Source organism: Paenibacillus sp. 2003, from assembly GCF_031455635.1.
Lineage (GTDB): Bacteria > Bacillota > Bacilli > Paenibacillales > Paenibacillaceae > Paenibacillus > Paenibacillus amylolyticus_B.
In genome coordinates this window covers 121,474-141,798 of the sequence record NZ_JAVDTB010000011.1, presented here as the reverse complement: position 1 = coordinate 141,798, position 20,325 = coordinate 121,474, and the positions used below count along the sequence as shown (strand labels likewise).

Here is a 20,325-nt window from a genome sequence, read left to right as displayed (position 1 = left end):
CTGCTTCTGCTTCTGCTTCTGCTTCTGCTTCTGCTTCTGCTTCTGCTTCTGCTTCTGCTTCTGCTTCTGCTTCTGCTTCTGCTTCTGCTTCTGCTTCTGCTCACAATTGTGCCTTACACTCTATTTCCACTCAACCCTTATTTTCACACTGATCCGTCCTATCGCACCCTACAGCAACGATTCGTTTTTGTTGCCCTCTCACTTCTGCTTCAATTTATTTGCCTTACTTCCTTCTTCCCGCTTCAAACGTTTCTGTCCTCATCTGCCCCAGTTCGTCTCCCTACTTACGAGGTGACTCTTCACCACGTTCTTCCCGCTCCTTCATCTCTTTGCGCACCACTACTTCGAGCTTCTGTCGATTGGCAAGCAGTCCTGGATCGTTGGGCAAATACTCACGGGCTTTGGTGTTATGCATCAATGCTTGCTCCCAGTTGCCTAGATGAGCATAACAAAGGGATAAACGAGCATGTGGCAACCATGTACGGCAGGCCACAGGCACCGGACGAAGACCCGGATCGCGGCTGCTCACGTCCACCGCCTGCATATACCAATAGATCGCAGAGACGGGCTCCTGCCGTTCATGGAAGCAGGCCGCAATGGCGCAGCAGAAATCGGCATGCGGCAGGTCGTATTGGAATGACTGCAGCAATGCGCCGAGCTTGCGGCCCGGCTCACCCAGTCGTTCATAACATTCTGCCAGCCGCGCGCAGGCAATCAGGCAGTCCTCGCGGTAACCGCTTGGCTGTTCCAGCAGCTTTGTGTATCCGCGTGCCGCCGCCGCATAACGCTGGCGGTCATAACATTCGCCTGCATAATAAAACAGCAGGCGGCCTTGGGCTATGCCCTCTTCGGCGATCCATTTGCGCAGAATGCGCACGTTTCGCGCCGAATGATGTCCCGCTTCGCGGCGATGCGTGACGGCAATGTCTGCCGTAATGACCTCGCCCCGCGGGAAGCTAAGCTGCTCGTGCAGCCGGCCATGCCAGCGGCACCCGGCATCCCGCTTGACCAGGCGAAGGCGTCGGTCCGTCACAAGCGGACTCCCCTCCGCTCCCTCGGCCAGCGTGTAGTTCAAGATCACAGCTTCCGTCTTCCCCCCGGACGGAAGCTGCTGCTTCAACACCTCCAGCTTCGCCCGTTCCGCGGGCAGCAGCACATCATCCGCATCCAGCCACAGAATATACTCCTGCGTGGCCTTGGCGAATGACTCATTCCGCGCTGCGGCAAAGTCTTCCTCCCATTCATACGTGTAGACCTGGTTGGTGTACTGCGCAGCAATGTCCATCGTGCGATCTGATGAACCGGTATCCACAATGACGATCTCGTCGGCGATGCCAGCAACCGAGTCGAGACAGCGCGCTAGCGTGCGTTCCTCGTTCTTCACAATCATGCACAGACTGATGGTGATCACGTTTTGAGCCCCTTCCTGTCGTACGCGTATTGCAAAATGTCATAACGGGTCTGTTCTTCATTGGCTAGGTACGGGTACTAAGCCACTCCAATATCCTCTTCAAACTTGCGAGTAACTTGTAATCCAAGATCATCAGCACTACCACTACAAGCGGCTGCTTTCACACGCTCATTTTTCCAAATCTCAAAGTCCAATAAAGACTTCATTTCATTTACACTGTGGCTAACGAACTGAGGTAACGCTATATGGTGTATTTCAGCCACTTGGATAATGTAATGAATCTGACGCACACTATTTCCGCATTTTTGGCATCCATTCGTCGTTTATCGCAGCTTTCGGATGAAATAGCGTCGCTGAGATTCGTTACATTTCTCATCTCATCTAATCATCGAAATAAGGCGTGTGAGATTCGTTAGAATATAGAATAGCTCTAGCTCTGCCGTCACACTAAACAACAGGGAGGGATAAAAGATGCTCTTGTGGCCCTAACCCTACCCTTGCCGCTGTCCCTGTCCCTACCTTCACTGCTACCCTTCCCCACTCTCCTGACGGCGAAGCCGTTTCACCTGCTCCACCGCACTGTCCAGTGCCTTCTTGCGCTGTTTCATTACGCGGAGATGCTGTTGTTCCACCTCGGCAAAATGCGCATGATCCAGCTCCATCCACTCCATCAGTTGATCTAACGTTGGCGACATATGCAGCTGTGTTCTCCGCCGTCTGCGGGCCACGCAACATAGATATTTATGATGAACTTCCAGTTTCAAGACTTCGAAATAGGGCATTAGACACATCGCCAGATTTCCTGCATAGAAGGTCTGCTTGTGATCATAGAACGGATGATATCCATATGGCACGGTTACAACCAGCGTCCCCTCTTCTTGCAACAGCCGATGAATCTGAATCAATAACGTCTCTGGATGAGCAAAATGCTCCAACACTTCTCCAAGCAGTACCGTGTCAAAAGTCGTTCTGACTTTCCATTGCGTAATATCCAGCATCCGAAAATCCACATTGTTCCTGACGGGCCTGGATTCTTTGGCAAGCTCTTCTTGTGCATACTTAATGCTCTCTTCCTCCAAATCAATGCCAGTGACACGAAATCCTTCACGGCCCAGCAGAATTGACGTAATGCCCTGACTGCACCCAACATCCAGGATACGTTTGCCTGTCGCTTCACGGCACATCCAGTGGATACGTGTTCTCGTCGCTTCATGAGAATCTTCCGAGTTAATCTCGCCATAGTAGCGCTCACTTACACGATCATGATTTGCCATGGGCATCTCCCTGATCCTTGTCGGGATCGATGGCAACTTCATGGTGAGCTGCAGTATCCTCGACTGCCGTTTCTTTTTGTCCTACCCATGCTACGATCTCCTGTTGCTCACGAACGCCCTTCACCTCAGGCCGTACAGGCTGGCCCAGCACCACAATATTTCCCCCGCGGCATCCGGCAGTGGCGTTACGTGTATCGAAGATCAGCTTCGCCTGATCTGCCATCTCCTGATAATCAAATCCCGAATGATCCGTGGTGATGATTACCAGATCAGCCCATGTCCACAATTCCGGCACAGCAGGCCGAGACTGGAGCATCGTACCGTCATCCTTGCGGAAGACAGGCACCATCGGATCGGTGAAAACCACTTCTGCACCCGCAGCGCTCAGCAGCCGGAAGACGTCCAGTGCTGGTGATTCGCGCAAGTCGTCAATGTCCTTTTTGTAAGCCATACCCGCCAGTACAACACGCGCGCCCCGCATAGTTATCCCCTTCTGTTCCAGCAACTCCGCTGCACGCTTCACCACTTTCTCTGGCATTTGCCGATTGGTTGCATCGGCCAGCCGGATGAATTGCAGCTCCGATCCCTGACGGTTTGCCGCCCAGGACAGATAGATCGGATCGATCGGGATACAGTGCCCACCGATGCCTGGACCCGGATAGAATGGCATATAACCAAACGGCTTGGTCGCCGCCGCATTCAGCACCTCCCAGATGTTTACCCCCATCTGTTCACAGGCTGGGGTCAGCTCGTTCACAAGGGCAATGTTGACACTGCGGAATGTATTTTCGAACAGCTTTGCGGTCTCCGCCACCGTTGTTGAACTGACCGGAACAACTTCGTTGAGGAACGAGCCGTAGAACTGTTTACCATAATTCAGACAGGCGGGTGTGGAGCCGCCAATAATCTTCGGGGTATTTTTCACACCATAATGCACACTGCCCGGATCTACCCGCTCCGGAGAATAACAGACGAAGAACTCTTCTCCAGCTCGCCAGCCGTTTGCCGCTTCAATCGGTTGTTTCACGCGTTCCTCCGTCGTGCCCGGATAGGTCGTGCTTTCCAATATAACAAGGCTGCCTTCCAGCAGATATGGAGTCATACCATCCACCGCTGCCGAGATATAAGAGATATCCGGTTGATGCTCGGCGGTCAGCGGAGTGGGTACACAGATTACAATCACATTCGCCTGCGCCACTGCTGCATAATCGTCACTTGCCGTGAATAGTCCTGTCTGCATAAGCGACTGCAGGACATCATCTTCTATACCGATGACATACGAATGCCCGGCGTTCAGCTTGGCTATCTTGGAGGTATCGATGTCAATCCCGTGGACCTGATAACCTGCCTGTGCCATCTCCACGGCCATGGGTAAACCAACATAACCGAGACCGATGACAACAGCCTTCAGGGAGCGGTCATTGATGTGTTGAAGTGTATTATGTTGCTGCGGCCCTTCTTTTCCTTCGTGCTGCTCGTGCTGATGTTTCTCTTCCATCCCTTCCACCTCCAAATGTTCCGCCTCCCTTCGATTAGTCGATATAGCCGCCTGCACGCAAAAACCGGGCAATCGCCGGTTTGTTCATCATGGCACTGTCCGAACGATACTCGGAGAAGTTCACACGAGGCAGGCTGCTGTACTGATCTGTCAGCCCCTTGTCCGGGTGCTCCGGCAGGATCACATAATACTGCGCATCGTATTGACGAGTGCGTGGTGCTTCAAAGGGCGAGATCAGCACTTCATGCAATTTCTCGCCTGGACGTATGCCCGTCACCTTATAATCGAAGGATGGACGACCTGCCTGTTCCAACATGACGGAAGCCAGATCCGTCATCTTGCAGGCTTTCATTTTCATCACAAATGTCTCCCCGCCCACAGCCGCCTCAGCCGCCTTAAGAAGTAAATGTATAGCTTCGGTACGTGTCAGGAAAAAACGGGTCATGCCTTTGTCCGTAATGGTCAGGCTCTTGCCTTCATCGATCTGACGACGGAACAGAGGCACGACACTACCGCTGGTTCCAAGCACATTACCGCCGCGGATGCAGACAAACCGGGTACCTTCACTCAGCCAATTGGCACGGATCATCATTTTTTCACCCAAGGCCTTTGTCATGCCATATACGTTAATCGGATCTACCGCCTTATCGGTGGACACATCAATGACTTTGGGAACCTGCATCCGAATTGCAGCCCGAATAATATTCTGCGTCCCGATCACATTCGTCTTGAACGCTTCATCCGGCTGGTCCTCGCACACTGGTACATGCTTCAGCGCAGCCAGATGAAAGAGTACATCCACGCCTTTGCACGCATCTTCCACTGCCCGATAATCCCGGATATCCCCAATGATGAATCGCAGACGCGGGTCATGGTTGAACTCACGCTGCATCGCAATCTGGGCATATTCGTTACGAGACAGGAGGCGAATCTCTGCCGGGTCCTGTTCCAGCAGCACCTCGGTCAGCTTTTGACCCCAGGAGCCTGTGCCCCCGGTAACCAGAATCGTTTGTCCTTTAATCATGCATATACCCCTCCCTGATCAGATCATGAATTCGCGTAATACCTTTGCCATCTCATCTTGGCTTAACCGGTCTTTAGCTGGTACCTTTTTGACCGAAGTATTGCTCGAATGGACGATATTCACGTAATTGCGCGGAGCCAGCAGCTCATGCGGCAGATCAATGACATTGCCATGCGTACCTCGGCCCGGCAGCTTCACCCGATACCCGGAGGCGTACTCCGCTGTTTTATACAGGTAGACATAGAATTGCGGAGAACGATGAAATGCAGGTGCCATCTCGTTGTTCACGCTATCCCAGAGATAGCCGTTCTGGTTAATCAGAGCCATCGTCTGCGGCTGTGGCTGCACGTCATATAGCTGCTGTACAAAAGTCCGGTGATAAAGGTCATCCGAATCCAGACGGGCAATATAGATGTGCTCCGCCCCGTCAGCAAATGCCAAAATCGCCCGCACACTCTCAATATGGGTACCAAAACGAATGTTGGCAGGCAGCGGCTCCTGTTCCGCGAGAATCTCCTGCATCACTTCTCCCGATTCCTTGGACAACTTCACTACCGTCAGGAAATCCTGATTCGTCTGAGCTTTCAGGCAGTGCAATGTAAATGTGCGAAAAATGCTCATCCGCCGCTCCAGCCATTCTCTAGTCAATCGCTGCGGGTCGAGCCCATAATTGTTGAAGTTAATCTCAATAACCACTTTCCTGGACATAACATTCCTCCTCATGAACTCTGCCATCTTCTTTCAGCGGATACCGACCATTTTCATAGTTTCAACAGTCGTTTTCATACGAAACACAAGTTCCGGCTGTTTGGTAGTTGAAAATCCATCCGGGTTTCGCTTGCCAATCCTGCCGACTCTATAAGGTATGAAATGTTAATAGAAGCGGTACGGACGAATGCACTGATTTTCAACGAAATAGATTGATATACACTTGAAGATGGTGCCCTGCGGGTCGAACGTACATAACATTGCTGCAGCCGAAACATAGAATAGAGCAGTTCAATTTTCAAAGGGGGCAACCACTGAAATGGATTCAATCTATCTTGAAATGGATGGTGTGCTTGACCAGCTTGAAGCGGCGCTGCTTGAACAGCGTCCTCTCTCTCTTGTTCGAGTCGGTGATGGCGAGAATATCGTCATGTCTCAAGAAACCGTGTGGACCACGGAACAGGTCCTTCAGGAACGTTGGGCCATTAAAGCCAATCTAGGGCAAAAAGGACTAAGCCTTCCCAACCTGCAGCTACGGGATGAAGTTGCCGCTTCCTTGCAGCGGGCGGATATCGTCGGCGTTCTTCCCCGTGGTGACAGTACGATTAACGCTCCGGATTATCTCAAAAGACCCCTGACCGATATGGTGTTTGCACACTTTGGGATCTCCCCTCCACTGACTTGTCATGCTTGTGTCAATCGGGAGCTGGCGCAAAACCCGCGTTTCTGGCGGATGTTTGCAGGCAAGCGTGTGCTTCTCGTTACCCGTGAGATCGAGCCACTGCGTGCCACGCTCGAACGTGAGCCGTATCATTTAAACATCGTGACTGCGCTACCCTTCGACAGCTATGATCACATGCAGGAAACACTCGAGTGGATTCAGACGAATCAAGATACCTTTGATGTCGCTCTCTTCTCCTGCGGTGTCAACGCGGTTGTTCTTGCTGAGCGCACAGCTGCACTTGCCGGCAAAGTCGCCATCGACTTTGGCAAAGCCAACAACATCATTCTGAAAGGCCGTGCCAACTGATTTTCAGGACACCTTCATCCTCGAATCAGTGAGTTGCAGCGAAACATGCATATGCTTGTATGACAAAAACCCCCGACTCCTTGAGCCGGGGGGTTCTTGCTGAGCGCCAATCGAAACATATCGCTACACAGGTCTTGCACTTCTGGTTTCTGGGATCTGAAGCGAAATCTGCCGTCAAGAAGTGATGACGAAGCACTCTGCATGTTATATTTCGCCTTTCACTACTAACCGGTGGCTGCAATACCGTATAACATCTCCGGCCCCGTTCTTACCGCTGTGGACACCCCCGAGATGAACGAAGTATACACACTTTCCAATGCTGGTGGTGCAGACAGATCCTGAGCTGTGAACGAATGGAATTCGGCACCTCCGTTCTGTCCAATCGTACCTTCAGCACGGTAGATGATATAGAAAGGATCATATAAAAAACCCCGCACAAGCTCCACAACAAAGGTATCTCCCAGTTCTCCCGTAACACCTACTGTCCCGTTCAACGTAATAATGGGATTCACCACACCCTGCGTCTGTAGACCAATGGTGCCGAAAGCTGCCGGGGATTCTGACAGTGACAAACCGGGCTGTCCTACGGTTGCCGAGTTCATCGAAGTTCTCATATCGAGAAACACGCCCATGAGTAACACCTCCAATGCTATGGGATACCCTATCCTATGAATCTCACTACTCTTATGATTGGATGTATAGCAGATTGTATGAACCTATTTTTATTTGTCGACTGTTAATGGTATATTGAACTGCATAACGAAAATGAACGGATCGTATGCACACAAGCGGTACAGGCTGTTCAGAAGGAGATTACTATTCATGAATAAACGCAAACGTCCAACAGGCAAGACATCGGCCTCGGCCAAGGGGAAATCTTATACAGGTTCATCTTCAGCACGGTCCGGCAAGTCCAACTTCTCATCTGCCAAAACATCAGGTGCTTCCGCATCACGTAATACGGAGGAGAATAAGAAGCCAATAGCCGCGAAATCATCGGGTGCACCCAAAAAAGCTGGAGGCAACAAACCCAAAAATGCCAGCGCATCCAAACGACCAGGCAATTCCTACTATCGCAAGCAGGAACCACCACGCCAGTACAAAGTGACCGAACCGGATGAGCTGTTGAACTTTCTGTTGCAGCATTTGAAATCAGGACGGAACGCAGTGAAGTCCATTCTGGGTCGTGGACAGGTATCCGTGGATCAGAAGGTCGTAACTAAGTTTAATGAAGCGCTGACGCCAGGTCAGATTGTCTACATCCGAAAAGAAGGTGCAGTCGCTGCTCCATCCTTGACGGGTATTAACATTTTGCATGAAGACGATGATATCATTGTGATCCGCAAGGAAGCCGGACTGTTGTCCATTGCCGCTGACAAGACGGATGACCTGACGGCTTATCGCCAACTGACAGAGCATGTACGCCGCACCAATCCGCTCAATCGGATCTTTGTTGTCCATCGTCTGGATCGGGATACGTCGGGTGTGATGATGTTTGCCAAAAGTGAAGAAGTACAACAGAAGCTGCAAAACAACTGGAAGGAAAATGTGCAGGACCGCGTCTACGTTGCCCTTGTTGAAGGTGCAGTAGCCAAAGAAGAAGGCACAATCTCTTCCTGGTTGAAGGAAACCAAAACGCTGAAAATGTACTCCAGCTCTCGGCCCAATGATGGACAACACGCCATTACACATTACAAACGTCTGAAGTCGAACCGTGAGTTCTCCCTGCTGGAAGTGCGTCTCGAGACAGGGCGTAAAAATCAGATTCGTGTGCATATGGAAGATCTCGGACATCCGATTGCCGGTGACAGAAAATACGGCGCACGCACAAGAGACCTTGGCCGTCTTGGACTTCATGCACGCATACTCTCGTTTATCCATCCCACAACGGATGAGTTAATGTCATTCGAAACGGATATTCCGAAGCCATTCCTGTATCCGTTCCGTGCAGAAACTCCACCTGCGAAATAACTGCATCGTTATATAGAATCGACTGATCGATTGATTATGCCTGAAAGGAGGAACGGACACTGAAAAACCTGTTGATCACCGGTTACCGGGCACATGAATTGCAGATTTTTGGACAGAAGCATGAAGGTATTCCTTTTATCAAAAAAGCCATCTCCTCCCGCCTCACACCTCTTGTCGAGGATGGTCTGGAATGGGTGCTGACGCCGGGACAATACGGTGTGGATCTGTGGGCCTGCGAAGTGGTGATTGATCTGAAGAAGACGTATCCGCATCTGAAACTGTCGATCATCACTGCCTTTCAGAACCCGGAGGAGCAATGGAAAGAAGACAAGCAGGAGTATTACCGTTCCATCCTCTCGGGTGTGGACTATTACGGTGCAATTAGCAATCAACCTTATATCGGGCCGTGGCAGTTCACTGCACGGGATGACCTGTTGCTGCGTAAAAGCGACGGTCTTCTGCTCGTCTATGATGAAGATGCCGGGGAAGGCAGTCCCCGTTTTGTAAAGGAAAAAGCCGTGAAGAAACAGCAGAACGAGGATTATGCGATCATCAGCGTCACTTCAGAGGATATTCAATCTGTAGCTGAGGATGAGCGCATGAACGATGTTATAGACTTTGACGATTCTTCATTCTGATTCATTGTGTTCAGTATAGTTCGTCAGAGGTGCATAACATTTCGAATGACGTACATATGTTTTTTTTCGAGGCAGGTTGGGTATAAGTAGTATTATAACTGCGATGAAATGTCGTATGGGATAAGGGGAACTGCAACCATGACAATTACGCCAGAGCAGCGTCTTCAACTGCATGGATTTAACAACCTGACCAAGTCGCTGAGCTTCAATATGTACGATATCTGTTATACCAAAACCAAAGATGAACGCGAAGCTTACATTGAATATATTGATGAACAGTATAACGCCGCCCGGCTGAGTAAAATTCTGAACAACGTCTCCGATATCATCGGAGCCCACGTTCTTAATGTTGCCCAGCAGGATTACGTGCCTCAAGGTGCGAGTGTTACGATGCTTGTCTCGGAGGGTCCAATCGTGGAGATCCCCGAGGAATCACTCGATGAATCTCCCGGCCCTCTGCCCGATAACGTTGTCATGCAGCTGGATAAAAGCCATATCACTGTGCACACCTACCCTGAATTTCATCCTAGTGAAGGTATCAGTACTTTCCGTGCGGACATTGATGTCTCCACCTGCGGTGAGATCTCACCGCTTAAGGCGCTGAATTATCTGATTCACTCATTTGATACGGACATTATGACGATGGATTACCGGGTACGTGGTTTTACGCGGGATACAAGCGGGCGCAAGCTGTTCATTGACCATGAGATCGGCTCGATTCAGAATTATATTCCGGACGAGATCAAGAGCAGCTTTGACATGATTGACGTGAACGTCTATCAGGAGAATATTTTTCACACCAAGTGTAAACTGAGGGAATTCGATCTCGACAATTATCTGTTTGGGTACACCAAAGATAAGCTTAGCAAGAAGGAACAACAGGAGATTACGGAGTGGCTGAAGCTGGAGATGGACGAGATCTATTACGGCAAAAATATTAATCGTCCCTCTTAAAGAGGTTGTTCAACGCTGATCCCATAAGGGCAAGGTCTAAGACAAGATTTCATGAAGGCAGGGTTCTTCTTTTCGGGGGACCTCCGGCATGTACTTGTCTTTTTCTTTGTTATGTTGACAGTGTGCAACTTTATTTCTTATTATAGAAGTAACTGTACAATCTACAGTGAAGGAGACTGAGCCCGTGATCGAAACGAATACGACAAGACGTAACGAATCACTGTTACAAGCACTGACTGCACAACACAATGCCATCACCAATAACATTGCCAATGCAGACACGCCCAACTACAAAAAGAAAACGGTAGAGTTTCAGGAAGAGCTTAGACGTATCGTTGAAAATGGCAAAACAGATCAGCTCGCCATGAAGCGGACTCATGACAAACACTTTCCTATCAGTGATCCCCATTCTTCCATCGTACAGTACCGAATTGTCGAGAACAACGAAACAACGATGAACAATAACAACAATAACGTTGACATTGACAAGGAAATGGCGAATCTTTCGGAGAACCAGCTCATGTACAACTACATGGTTGATCGGGTCAGTGGACATTACAAAAAAATGAAGAATTTATTGAATGATCTGAAATAATGAATGTACAAGCAGCCCGAAATGGCTGCTTTTTTTTATGGTCTTTTCCCCTGAGTGTAGCTCGTTTGGTGCCATTTTTCGGTATCCTCTCCTGTTCGTAGTATAATGGGAAGAAACGAATGATTTCATATCGTATAAAAGAGGTGCAACATGTCTCCACGTCATTTAAATGGTTTTCAAGGTTCCAAAGTCAGATTAGCGGCCCCATGCCCGGAAGATTGCATGCGTCTCTCCCGCTTCACAGACGATTATGAATATTTGCGCAACATGGATACTGATATCGCGATCCCGTTAACGCCGGATGAGACAGGGTCCTCCTCTGTCCGCCGAGACAACGGATTTGAATTTGCATTACGTACACTGGAGGGAAACCGATTCATTGGATTCACAGCCCTATACCGGATTGAATGGAACAATCGCTCCGCTCGTCTGGCCATTGGTATCGGGGAAGAAAATGATCGGGGGAAAGGATACGGAAGCGACGCTCTGGCTCTGATTCTTCGGTATGGCTTCCATGAATTGAACCTGAACCGGATTGCGCTGGAAGTCATCGAATACAATGAAGCCGCGAGACGCGCATACCTGAAAGCCGGATTCCGGGAAGAGGGTCGCCAGCGTTCTGCAGTTTTGCGGGATGGCATGCATTATGACCTGATCTCGATGAGTATCCTTGCCGAAGAATGGTCCGCACAGGCTGGGCTTCCCTTGTCATTCCAGTCTACTCGTACTCCTGAATCTGGGGAAAGGGTAGCGGGTGGTTTCTCACAGCGTAATGGGAACGAACAAGCTGCGCTGACCCTGTCGGAATTAAGTTCAGATCCAAAAGGTGAATCTGAAATTTCACCTCGCATCGGCGTAGGTGCGGTCATCCTCAATGAACGGGGCGAAGTGCTTCTCGCCTGGCGGAATCGTCAGCCCGAGCAGCACACCTGGAGTATTCCCGGCGGGAAAGTCGATCCCTACGAATCACTGGAGACTGCCGTCATCCGTGAAATCAAGGAGGAAGTGAATCTGGATATCGCCATTGACAGTCTGCTCTGTACGGCGGAGACGATCCAGCCACAACAGAAGGAACATTGGATATCCGTGCTCTATTCCACCAAGGTGATTGGCGGCCATGCTCGTAATCTGGAAGAAGGCGGAGCCATCGGTGAGATCGGCTGGTTTCCATTGAATGATCTGCCCTCTCCACTCGCTTGCTTTGCGGTACCTGGGCTGGAAGCTGTGAAGAAGCTGTATAACCAGAATTAAGCTTGGAGGTGCTTGCAAGTGTTGGAGATTCCTCTTCCTCGACCTGTACCCGTCCCCTTCATTCTGCATGAATCGAGTTCCCAATTCGATTGGAAAGGCAGCGGCTCGCTATCACTGAAAACATTCCGTAACGGAAAAACGCTCTATGAAGCGAGACGCGGTCACTTCGCAGTCAATAATGAGAACTATCTGCTTCTGAATGAGGGCCAGGAATATAGTCTTCACATTGATTCATCTACTCCAGTTGAATCCTTCTGTATCTTCTTCCCTCCCGGTTATGTGGAAGAGATCGGCCGGAATCTAATTAGCAGTGATCTTCAGCTACTTGATGAGCCGTATAGTTATTCATCCGCAAGCAAGATGGAGTGGGTAGAACGTACATACGCGATGGATAATCGGCTTGGTGCAGCCCTGAATCATTTGCGGAATTTGTACAGTCAGGACACGCTAGATTCCTGGGCAATAGCGGAGCAGCTTCATCAGCTTGCTGTTCACATGCTGGATCTACACCGTAACGTTCAGCGAGAGATCAACGAACTGGATATGATCAGACGTTCAACCCGAGAAGAGTTGTATCGAAGAGTGTATATCGGGCATGAGTATATCTCCGCCTACTATGATCAGCCGTTAACGCTGGAACAGACAGCATCGGCTGCACAACTATCCGTGAATCATTTTCTACGCAATTATAAAAAGTTGTTTGGCACTTCACCCCATCGTTATCTGACTGAATGCAGACTATTGGCTGCGAAGCGGCTTTTGCTAGATTCGGACAGGTCTGTCACCAATATCTGTTATGATGTGGGCTTCGAAAGCCTCGGTTCGTTCAGTTCATTATTCACTAGACGCTTCCATAGCTCTCCTTCCCAGCTGCGGGCAAAAAGGTGATAATGAAGAAGAACCTCTGAAGGGTAACATCTATAATTACATTATCTCATCAGATGGAGGTATTCCTTTATGAATCATGCAGAACAGATGAATCAACTATTTCAGGCTGCACTGGCTGGAGATGTGGCCAACCTGCAATTATTGCTCGCTTCTCACCCGGAACTCATCAATACTGAAAATCAGGATGGGTTAACTCCGCTGGGATATGCCTCTCATTATGGACAAGCAGGAGTAGTTCGTCTTCTTCTGGAGCATGGAGCCGATGTTAACGCCCTTTCTCATTCCAAGATTTCCTTTATTCCGTCCAATACTGCACTGCATGCCGCACTTGCCGGAGAACGATCACCAGAAGTTACCCAACTTTTACTCGAACACGGGGCAGCCACGAATATTCTGGACAGCGATGGACAATATGCGCTGCACTCCGCAGCATTTCATACGGATCAGATCGAACTTATCGAGATGTTACTTCAGCATGGAGCTGATCCAAACGCGCTGAACTCAGCGGGTCAGACCCCACTGGACATTGCACTTGAACGTGGTAACACGTCTACAGCTTCATGTTTGCGAGCAGCCGTTGCAACGCAACAGCAGTAATGATCAGCTAGAGTGAGTAACTTGAATAACCGCCAGAACTCTTTTTGGAGTACAAAGAGAAGGTCTGACGGTTATTTGTTATTCGATTACATACCTTTTTTCAGAAAACAAGAACCGTTTGACGCCTTACATGGTCTAATACTCAACATATCCAGGAAAGGAGGAGCCATGTGACCCCCACTCAGCTCACCATCGCCGCACAAAAAGGGGATGCCGAGGCTTTTGCAGCCTTAATGGAATTACATCAGAGCCAACTGTACCGTATCGCCTATGCCTACCTGCATGACGAAGGTGATGCGCTCGAAGCGATTCAGGAATCAACGTTCAGGGCATTCCATAAACTCAAAAAATTAAAAGAGCCCTCCTACTTTGGCACTTGGCTCATCCGCATACTGCTCAACTACTGTGCGGACGAACGCAAACGCAAAAGTCGGTTCAGTCCCGTCACCGAGATTCATGAATCCAGCAGCTGGGATCGTCCTGCGGACCCCGATCTTGCTGCCGCTGTATCCACTCTTGACCGGGATTGCAAACAGATTATTATTCTGAGTTATTTCGAAGGTTTCTCTTTAACTGAAGTTGCCGATATTCTCGAAATTCCGACCGGAACCGTAAAATCCCGATTACATCGGGCACTCGGACAGCTCCGTGATCAACTTGAAACGAAAGGAGATGCATCCTCATGACGGATGAACAAAAATCATTTGACACATTGGAAGAACGGCTGAATGCTCGCAAGACGGAATATGAAACTATGCCTGTACCGGATGCTGCCTATCAGGCTGTGCAGTCCGGAATCCGCCAGGCTGCCCGCAAACGCAAGTCCCGGCTGCGCTGGTACATGAGTTCCATCTCGGCAGCGGCCCTCATCCTACTGTTTACCGGATGTATCCGTGTCTCTCCCGCTTTTGCGTCCTTTGTGGAGCAATTGCCCGGCATGGAAGGCATTGTGAGTATGATCCGCCAGGACAAGGGATTAATGATGGCGATTGATCAATCCCTCTTGCAGAAGGTCGGCGTCACCGACGAGCATAATGGTGCTTCCTTGACCGTTGATGGCATTATCACAGACGAGTCACGTATGGTCATTTTTTACACGATGAAAGGTATGAAAGATCCCGAGAAATTCAACTATGATATCGATTTGCTCGATGAGAACGGTAAAGATCTGCCTGTTGCGTTTACTCACGCTTATCCAACACCTTCTCCAGACGAGAATGTGAATGAGAATATGATAGACGTGATCTTCACGGATGGAACCTCTCCTCCTGAAGAGCTGAGCGTCGTGTTTAAGTCCAGAGATACAACGAGTGCAGAAAAGTGGAAAATAACATTCCCGGTAGACAAGAATCTTACCAAAGGCATGAAAAAAGTCATTCCTGTGAATCAGACGTTAACAGTGGATGGACAGCGTATTGATGTGAAACAGGCTACTCTGTATCCCACACGTCTTGTGCTTGATGTGAATTTTGATCCAAAGAATACCAAAAAGGTATTTGGCCTCAGCGATCTTCAACTGGTTGATGAGCAAGGCCGCGCGTGGAGAACAGATACCTCAACAGGTGAGGATGAACGTTCCATTTACTTCGAAAGCATGTACTTCTCCATACCGAAAAAGCTGACATTGCAAGGATCTGGCTTCTCGGGATTGGATAAAAAGGATCTGGCTCTTTCCCTTGATCTGAAGTCACACCAGATTACAGGTGGCCCTCCTGGATTGAAGATGGTTGGCAGCAAGGTTGAAGGCAAAGATCTAATTATCGACTTTTCTGTTGCTGGCAGTATGGACGGTGGGTTCGTTCTCTCTTTCGGAAACGTTACAGACAGTGCAGGGAAGTCATATGAGGTTCCTGGCTCCAGTTGGAGTAGTGGAGATGGGACGGATGACAGTCATACGATTGTTTCTTCTACTGTCGAAAAAGGAGCCAAATTAAAAGGAGAAGTGAAGATGAACATCTCCACCTATCCCATGAAAGTGAAGTCACCATTCTCATTGGACATTCCGGTGAACCCTTAATTTTCTACCAGTAGGCTGTGATTATCGCAAATAATCTATATAATGGAAACATTCATTATTACGAGCAATGATGTTCATAGGGAAGGTGTGTTTAGTCATGAATCAACGTTCCATCCGTTATCCGAAGCCACTCGTAGCAGGAAACATGATCGGTGTGGCAGCACCCTCCAGCGGTGTAGGCGAATCCCTGCACCATTACCTTGAGGAGAGTAAACGCAACATGGAGCGCCTTGGTTTTGGCGTGATGGAAAGCCCGTCGCTCCGCCACAATACCAAATGTGTGAGTGCCTCCAAAGAAGAACGCGCTGAAGAGATGAATAAATTTTTCCGCAATCCAACTATTCAAGCCATTATCCCTCCATGGGGCGGGGAGTTTCTCATGGATATCCTGCCCCTGCTGGATTGGGAAGCTTTGAGAACATTGCCGCCCAAATGGGTCATGGGATATTCGGATATCAGTACGTTCCTGTTCGCATACACCCTGCTCACCGGAACAGCATCAGCACATGGCACCAATTATGTTGATCTAAGATCAAACGCCCTCGATCCGGTGACTGCGCGCTGGATTGACGTTCTACAGACCGCATACGGCGGACAGATCACACAATCGTCATCCACACATTATCAATCGGCATGGAAAATGGACCTGCCTGGATTTAACCTGGACACACCCTCACGCTGGAAACAGCTCGGACACTCGGAAGATGCAGACACCGCTGTGGCATTCTCCGGTCGGCTGATCGGCGGCTGTATGGATACAATCACCTGTCTGATCGGCACCCCGTATGCACCCGTCCAATCGTATTTGGATCAGTACTGTGCAGAAGAAGGAACCATCTGGTATCTGGAGAGCTGTGAGATGAACGCAGGGGATATTTACCGTCATCTGTGGCAGATGAGACAGGCTGGCTGGTTTGCAGGTGTGAAAGGATTCATGTTTGGCCGACCTGCCGGTTATTCCGATACAGCGGATTTCAATTTCTCTGATGCTCTCTCCTCTGCACTTGGGGATCTGGATGTTCCTGTACTGTATGATGTGGATCTCGGCCATATGCCGCCCCAGTTAACCTTTGTGAATGGAGCACTGGGCAAAGTCGCTTATGAAAATGGACGCGGGAACCTGGAGATGGCGTTTGTGTAATCACCTTTTATAGGCAGATGCATACCTTGAAGTAAGAACTTATTTTGAGGAAGGGTTGTGCATCATGTCTGAATCCACATCCACGCCATCCACGCGTGTCGTGTATCAAGCCAATCAACCGATGCTTCAATCCGTGCAAAGTGTGCGGAATATGCTTCATCATACAGCCCGGCAGCATATAGGCAAGAAGGTACAAGTTCAGAATATCGATGGGCAAGTGTGGGAAGGTGTCATCATCAGTGCAGACCGGGGGATTTTGTATCTCCAGGTTACCCCGATGCATGGATACCCTGAACCGCGCGCCTTGTTTGGACCCACGATTTTGCCGCTTGTGCTGTATGAATTGTTGGTTATCACCCTGTTGATGTAGTGGTATTGTTCATGTTTATCCGTTTATATCCGAACCTGTTCCACGAAGCTTCGCTCCTGAGATCTTCAAGCCTTGGGAACGAAGCTTTTTTATGGTCTTGGCGATGGTGCGGTATGATTCCTTGCGAGCGTGTGAAATATGATACAATGGTGTCGCACCACCCCATATCTCATATGAAACGGAGCTTGATCCGGTTGGAATACATACGTCATGATTCATCACCCGTATCACAAGCCGAGACGGGTATGATTGGCAGCAACCCTACTGAACAATCCCGCGTGATTGCAATCTGTCTGCTCGCAGGCAAAATCATGCTGCAAAGCGGTGGTGAAACCTACCGTGTGGAAGATACGATGAAACGTATGGCGGCTGCGCTTGGTTTACCCCATTCGCACAGTTACGTTGTTCCGACAGGCATCTTTTTCTCTGTTGATGCAACCGAACCCGCCAAGCTGATTCGTATCTCCGAGCGTACGACGGATCTGGACAAGGTGTCCGAGGTGAATGCGGTCTCCCGCCGCATCGGACAAGGTGAGCTATCCGCTCAGGAAGCTCATGATCTGTTGGTACAGATCGAAGGTAAGCCCTCCTCCTATTCAACGGCTGTGCAGCTTACGGCCGCAGCGTTATCCAGTGGTTGTTTTACCATTATGTTTGGCGGGGGCTGGAGCGACTTTCTTCCGGCGCTAATCTGCGGGGGCATAGGTTATGCAGCCGTTATTGCCTTTCACCGGTTGGTGCGGGTCAAATTCTTTGCCGAGCTTACGGCATCCTTTGTCATTGGCATGCTCGCTTTTTTCCTCATCTACATGGGAGTAGGTCATGAACGGGACAAAATCATTATTGGTTCGGTTATGCCGCTGGTTCCGGGGCTACTGATTACCAATGCTGTACGCGACTTGATGGCTGGGCACCTCGTATCCGGATTATCCAAGGGAGCCGAAGCATTTCTGACTGCTTTTGCCATAGGTACCGGCATTGCAGTTGTATTTTCACTTTTTATGTAAGACGGAGGAATGCAGGATATGCTCCATTTTATCGAACAGGCTTTAACCAGTTTTGTCGCTTCAGCCGCGTTTGGAATCATCTTCAACGCACCACGGCGCATGCTGTTCCACGGTGGATTTGTCGGCATGATCGGCTGGATCATCTATATCGTGCTTGAATATGCAGCGGATGCGGTGCCTGCTACACTTGCAGCGACCATTGCCGTCGGTGTCATCAGCCAGGTATTCTCTCGCATGTTTCGCGCACCCGTTATCATCTTTAGCGTCGCAGGCATCATTCCTCTGGTACCTGGTGGACTGGCGTATAATGCGATGCGAAGTTTTGTGCAAAATGACTACAGTGCCGCTATGGAGATGGCCGCCAAGGCACTCATGTTATCCGGCGCCATTGCCGTAGGCCTGGTGTTATCCGAGGTATTAAACCAGATGATACGCCGAATTCCTGCCTCACTACGGACAAAATCATCATCGAAATAATCGTTCTTTTTACATATTCAGCACATATAAGGCCCGTTGGCATACAGGATGAGCTCTTGTATTCCAGCGAGCCTTACGTATTACTATTCCATTTCATCCTTTTTACTTCACAAACGTATTCTTCACACGTACCGACCTCAGGAAATACGGAATGAAGATACAACACACCAGAATGGATCGTACGATCAGATGAAAAGCTGGAGTTGCATCAAGCACATGCTGTTCTCTTGGGATTTCATTTCGCGCAATCAGAATCCAGGTCACGATGCCTATGATCACATTCATCACGTACATCACCACCATCATACGTGGAAACTGTCTCTTCCGTTTATATAAAAGAATGAGATTCACAATAACGATCACCAATAGAATGATACTGCTTATGAAGCCAAACCACAGGAGTGGACGAATCATCTCCGTGTAGATCTGAGGATCGACACCACGACCGACTTCCCATCTGGCAGGGTCCATGATGACATTCACCTGCGATACATCCGAGATGAGAAACACCAGGGCAAGCCAAAGACTGATCTGGATTAAAATAAGCCATCCACCTAATCCGGAGATACCAGGCCGTTCCGGTCTGACACCAGTTTTGGGTTGCAGTGCGTTCATATCCGTATCTGCATCCGAGTTACTGTATTGACCTTCCATTTCATCCTCCTTTTACACTAGATAAGACAACATATTATACATTAAAATCTGGATTCTGTGTATTTTAGAGGACGAACGGAACGTGTTATTCCCGTTTTCCCTACTACCTTGTGCTTACCTAACTATGCACGACTTCCTGTTTCCTGACTAACTACATTTACGTGTAATTTCGTTGGTCTATCCCCATGTTAACCCATAATGTTCCCCGTAACATGCTTATATGTATTCTATCCGTTTCTATCATTACCTTATGTCTCGTAGAGAATAATACCTTTCTATTTAAAAAGTGCTGATTCGGGTTCTTTGCCCGTCAGGGTCAGCATCGTATACAATTGTCCCCTGTGATGATATACATGCCCCATAATCTCAAGCAACCACTCCAGCCGACTATATGATGCTCCCCAGTATGAATCCGTCACATGTAGTAACTCTTCCGTGTTAAACTGCCTATACCGTTGGTATAGATACATCTGGTTATCAATCAAAGCCTGCTTGATCTCACGGAGCGAATGCACCTGATTCTCTGCATAGAATTGAGCCATCTCTTCTTCCGATGCACCTTCGGAAATATAAATATCCGCTCGGCAGATCATAGACAGATGAGCTAGTAGTTCTCCAACAGGCCGTTTACCTTCAATTGGTGTCAAAGCCAAATCTTCTTCCGACAACTGATCACATATATCAATCAACGATGTTACGGCCACGTCAATATGTTTGAACGCAGATTGAATCAACAGATACACTTCCTTTTTATCCCATTATACAGAACATATGATCGGTTATCAACCAAGATATTCCTCCTTAATATATAAACAAGTTA

General features: G+C 49.0%; 23 protein-coding genes and 1 pseudogene. 15 read left to right on the top strand and 9 right to left on the bottom strand.

Going from position 1 to position 20,325, the window contains the following annotated elements; genetic code table 11:
* Positions 1-280: 280 nt before the first annotated feature.
* The 6 genes from J2X75_RS27790 to J2X75_RS27765 form a co-directional block, all read right to left on the bottom strand.
* Positions 281-1,411, bottom strand: coding sequence for a glycosyltransferase (locus tag J2X75_RS27790; protein ID WP_310342436.1), 1,131 nt, complete (start codon positions 1,409-1,411; stop codon positions 281-283).
* A 77-nt stretch (positions 1,412-1,488) separates the two neighbouring features.
* Complete coding sequence (locus J2X75_RS27785; protein ID WP_310342434.1) at positions 1,489-1,617, bottom strand: hypothetical protein; 129 nt, start codon at positions 1,615-1,617, stop codon at positions 1,489-1,491.
* Between the two features lie 321 nt (positions 1,618-1,938).
* Complete coding sequence (locus J2X75_RS27780; protein WP_310342431.1) at positions 1,939-2,685, bottom strand: class I SAM-dependent methyltransferase; 747 nt, start codon at positions 2,683-2,685, stop codon at positions 1,939-1,941.
* A complete protein-coding gene (locus J2X75_RS27775; RefSeq protein WP_310342427.1) occupies positions 2,672-4,183 on the bottom strand; it encodes a nucleotide sugar dehydrogenase in 1,512 nt (503 codons plus the stop codon). The genes J2X75_RS27780 and J2X75_RS27775 overlap by 14 nt, the downstream gene beginning before the upstream one ends.
* A 34-nt stretch (positions 4,184-4,217) precedes the next feature.
* Entirely contained in the window at positions 4,218-5,207 is a 990-nt protein-coding gene (locus J2X75_RS27770) for an SDR family NAD(P)-dependent oxidoreductase (RefSeq protein ID WP_310342424.1), read from the bottom strand.
* An 18-nt stretch (positions 5,208-5,225) separates the two neighbouring features.
* Positions 5,226-5,915 (bottom strand): glycosyltransferase, encoded by a 690-nt coding sequence (locus tag J2X75_RS27765; RefSeq protein ID WP_310342421.1) that lies wholly within the window; start codon positions 5,913-5,915, stop codon positions 5,226-5,228.
* Positions 5,916-6,234: 319 nt separating this feature from the next.
* Between J2X75_RS27765 and J2X75_RS27760 the strand changes: the two genes are divergently transcribed.
* The gene (locus J2X75_RS27760) at positions 6,235-6,945 is read left to right on the top strand and encodes a GT-D fold domain-containing glycosyltransferase (protein WP_150366443.1); all 711 of its coding nucleotides are present in this window, start codon (positions 6,235-6,237) and stop codon (positions 6,943-6,945) included.
* A 224-nt stretch (positions 6,946-7,169) separates the two neighbouring features.
* Here J2X75_RS27760 and J2X75_RS27755 read toward each other — a convergent pair whose 3' ends face one another.
* On the bottom strand, positions 7,170-7,577 hold the full coding sequence (locus J2X75_RS27755) for a hypothetical protein (RefSeq protein WP_091033422.1): 408 nt from the start codon (positions 7,575-7,577) through the stop codon (positions 7,170-7,172).
* A gap of 190 nt (positions 7,578-7,767) precedes the next feature.
* On the opposite strand from J2X75_RS27755, the gene J2X75_RS27750 reads away from it, so the two are divergent.
* The 14 genes and pseudogenes from J2X75_RS27750 to J2X75_RS27685 all read left to right on the top strand — a co-directional run bounded on the left by J2X75_RS27750 (position 7,768) and on the right by J2X75_RS27685 (position 18,851).
* Positions 7,768-8,916: an RluA family pseudouridine synthase gene (locus J2X75_RS27750; RefSeq protein WP_310342416.1), complete on the top strand. Its 1,149-nt coding sequence runs from the start codon at positions 7,768-7,770 to the stop codon at positions 8,914-8,916.
* 59 nt (positions 8,917-8,975) lie between these two features.
* Positions 8,976-9,554: an SLOG family protein gene (locus J2X75_RS27745; RefSeq protein WP_310342457.1), complete on the top strand. Its 579-nt coding sequence runs from the start codon at positions 8,976-8,978 to the stop codon at positions 9,552-9,554.
* Between the two features lie 138 nt (positions 9,555-9,692).
* Entirely contained in the window at positions 9,693-10,508 is an 816-nt protein-coding gene (gene speD / locus J2X75_RS27740; protein ID WP_124113481.1) for an adenosylmethionine decarboxylase, read from the top strand.
* Positions 10,509-10,692: 184 nt separating this feature from the next.
* Positions 10,693-11,103 carry a flagellar basal body rod protein FlgB gene (gene flgB / locus J2X75_RS27735; RefSeq protein WP_105597765.1) on the top strand — a complete coding sequence of 137 codons (411 nt, stop codon included), beginning with the start codon at positions 10,693-10,695 and terminating at the stop codon, positions 11,101-11,103.
* A 150-nt stretch (positions 11,104-11,253) separates the two neighbouring features.
* Positions 11,254-11,742 (top strand): annotated as a pseudogene (locus J2X75_RS27730) (GNAT family N-acetyltransferase); the annotation flags it as partial.
* Positions 11,743-11,952: 210 nt separating this feature from the next.
* Positions 11,953-12,354, top strand: a complete 402-nt coding sequence (locus J2X75_RS27725) for an NUDIX domain-containing protein (RefSeq protein WP_374954383.1) — start codon at positions 11,953-11,955, stop codon at positions 12,352-12,354.
* 18 nt (positions 12,355-12,372) lie between these two features.
* On the top strand, positions 12,373-13,242 hold the full coding sequence (locus tag J2X75_RS27720) for a helix-turn-helix transcriptional regulator (RefSeq protein ID WP_310342411.1): 870 nt from the start codon (positions 12,373-12,375) through the stop codon (positions 13,240-13,242).
* Positions 13,243-13,311: 69 nt separating this feature from the next.
* The gene (locus J2X75_RS27715) at positions 13,312-13,839 is read left to right on the top strand and encodes an ankyrin repeat domain-containing protein (RefSeq protein ID WP_310342408.1); all 528 of its coding nucleotides are present in this window, start codon (positions 13,312-13,314) and stop codon (positions 13,837-13,839) included.
* 170 nt (positions 13,840-14,009) lie between these two features.
* Positions 14,010-14,525: a sigma-70 family RNA polymerase sigma factor gene (locus J2X75_RS27710; protein WP_310342406.1), complete on the top strand. Its 516-nt coding sequence runs from the start codon at positions 14,010-14,012 to the stop codon at positions 14,523-14,525.
* Entirely contained in the window at positions 14,522-15,856 is a 1,335-nt protein-coding gene (locus tag J2X75_RS27705) for a DUF4179 domain-containing protein (protein ID WP_310342403.1), read from the top strand. Before J2X75_RS27710 ends, J2X75_RS27705 begins: the two co-directional genes overlap by 4 nt.
* Before the next feature lie 97 nt (positions 15,857-15,953).
* On the top strand, positions 15,954-16,997 hold the full coding sequence (locus J2X75_RS27700; protein WP_310342400.1) for a S66 family peptidase: 1,044 nt from the start codon (positions 15,954-15,956) through the stop codon (positions 16,995-16,997).
* Positions 16,998-17,061: 64 nt separating this feature from the next.
* Positions 17,062-17,367: a hypothetical protein gene (locus tag J2X75_RS27695; protein ID WP_036610673.1), complete on the top strand. Its 306-nt coding sequence runs from the start codon at positions 17,062-17,064 to the stop codon at positions 17,365-17,367.
* Positions 17,368-17,612: 245 nt separating this feature from the next.
* Complete coding sequence (locus J2X75_RS27690) at positions 17,613-18,374, top strand: threonine/serine exporter family protein (RefSeq protein ID WP_310342452.1); 762 nt, start codon at positions 17,613-17,615, stop codon at positions 18,372-18,374.
* Between the two features lie 18 nt (positions 18,375-18,392).
* Positions 18,393-18,851 carry a threonine/serine exporter family protein gene (locus J2X75_RS27685; RefSeq protein ID WP_307538795.1) on the top strand — a complete coding sequence of 153 codons (459 nt, stop codon included), beginning with the start codon at positions 18,393-18,395 and terminating at the stop codon, positions 18,849-18,851.
* Positions 18,852-18,953: 102 nt separating this feature from the next.
* On the opposite strand, the gene J2X75_RS27680 is transcribed toward J2X75_RS27685, so the two are convergent.
* Both J2X75_RS27680 and J2X75_RS27675 read right to left on the bottom strand, forming a co-directional pair.
* Positions 18,954-19,505: a DUF2569 family protein gene (locus J2X75_RS27680; protein ID WP_310342395.1), complete on the bottom strand. Its 552-nt coding sequence runs from the start codon at positions 19,503-19,505 to the stop codon at positions 18,954-18,956.
* Between the two features lie 275 nt (positions 19,506-19,780).
* Positions 19,781-20,248: a DinB family protein gene (locus J2X75_RS27675; RefSeq protein ID WP_310342393.1), complete on the bottom strand. Its 468-nt coding sequence runs from the start codon at positions 20,246-20,248 to the stop codon at positions 19,781-19,783.
* Positions 20,249-20,325 lie beyond the last annotated feature (77 nt).

Coding starts and splice junctions, on each gene's coding strand:
- J2X75_RS27785 (WP_310342434.1), bottom strand. CDS start 1,617: ATGAAGTCTTTATTGGACTTTGAGATTTGGAAAAATGAGCGTGTGAAA.
- J2X75_RS27780 (WP_310342431.1), bottom strand. CDS start 2,685: ATGGCAAATCATGATCGTGTAAGTGAGCGCTACTATGGCGAGATTAAC.
- J2X75_RS27775 (WP_310342427.1), bottom strand. CDS start 4,183: ATGGAAGAGAAACATCAGCACGAGCAGCACGAAGGAAAAGAAGGGCCG.
- J2X75_RS27770 (WP_310342424.1), bottom strand. CDS start 5,207: ATGATTAAAGGACAAACGATTCTGGTTACCGGGGGCACAGGCTCCTGG.
- J2X75_RS27765 (WP_310342421.1), bottom strand. CDS start 5,915: ATGTCCAGGAAAGTGGTTATTGAGATTAACTTCAACAATTATGGGCTC.
- J2X75_RS27760 (WP_150366443.1), top strand. CDS start 6,235: ATGGATTCAATCTATCTTGAAATGGATGGTGTGCTTGACCAGCTTGAA.
- J2X75_RS27755 (WP_091033422.1), bottom strand. CDS start 7,577: ATGGGCGTGTTTCTCGATATGAGAACTTCGATGAACTCGGCAACCGTA.
- J2X75_RS27750 (WP_310342416.1), top strand. CDS start 7,768: ATGAATAAACGCAAACGTCCAACAGGCAAGACATCGGCCTCGGCCAAG.
- speD (WP_124113481.1), top strand. CDS start 9,693: ATGACAATTACGCCAGAGCAGCGTCTTCAACTGCATGGATTTAACAAC.
- J2X75_RS27715 (WP_310342408.1), top strand. CDS start 13,312: ATGAATCATGCAGAACAGATGAATCAACTATTTCAGGCTGCACTGGCT.
- J2X75_RS27705 (WP_310342403.1), top strand. CDS start 14,522: ATGACGGATGAACAAAAATCATTTGACACATTGGAAGAACGGCTGAAT.
- J2X75_RS27700 (WP_310342400.1), top strand. CDS start 15,954: ATGAATCAACGTTCCATCCGTTATCCGAAGCCACTCGTAGCAGGAAAC.
- J2X75_RS27695 (WP_036610673.1), top strand. CDS start 17,062: ATGTCTGAATCCACATCCACGCCATCCACGCGTGTCGTGTATCAAGCC.
- J2X75_RS27690 (WP_310342452.1), top strand. CDS start 17,613: ATGATTGGCAGCAACCCTACTGAACAATCCCGCGTGATTGCAATCTGT.
- J2X75_RS27685 (WP_307538795.1), top strand. CDS start 18,393: ATGCTCCATTTTATCGAACAGGCTTTAACCAGTTTTGTCGCTTCAGCC.
- J2X75_RS27680 (WP_310342395.1), bottom strand. CDS start 19,505: ATGGAAGGTCAATACAGTAACTCGGATGCAGATACGGATATGAACGCA.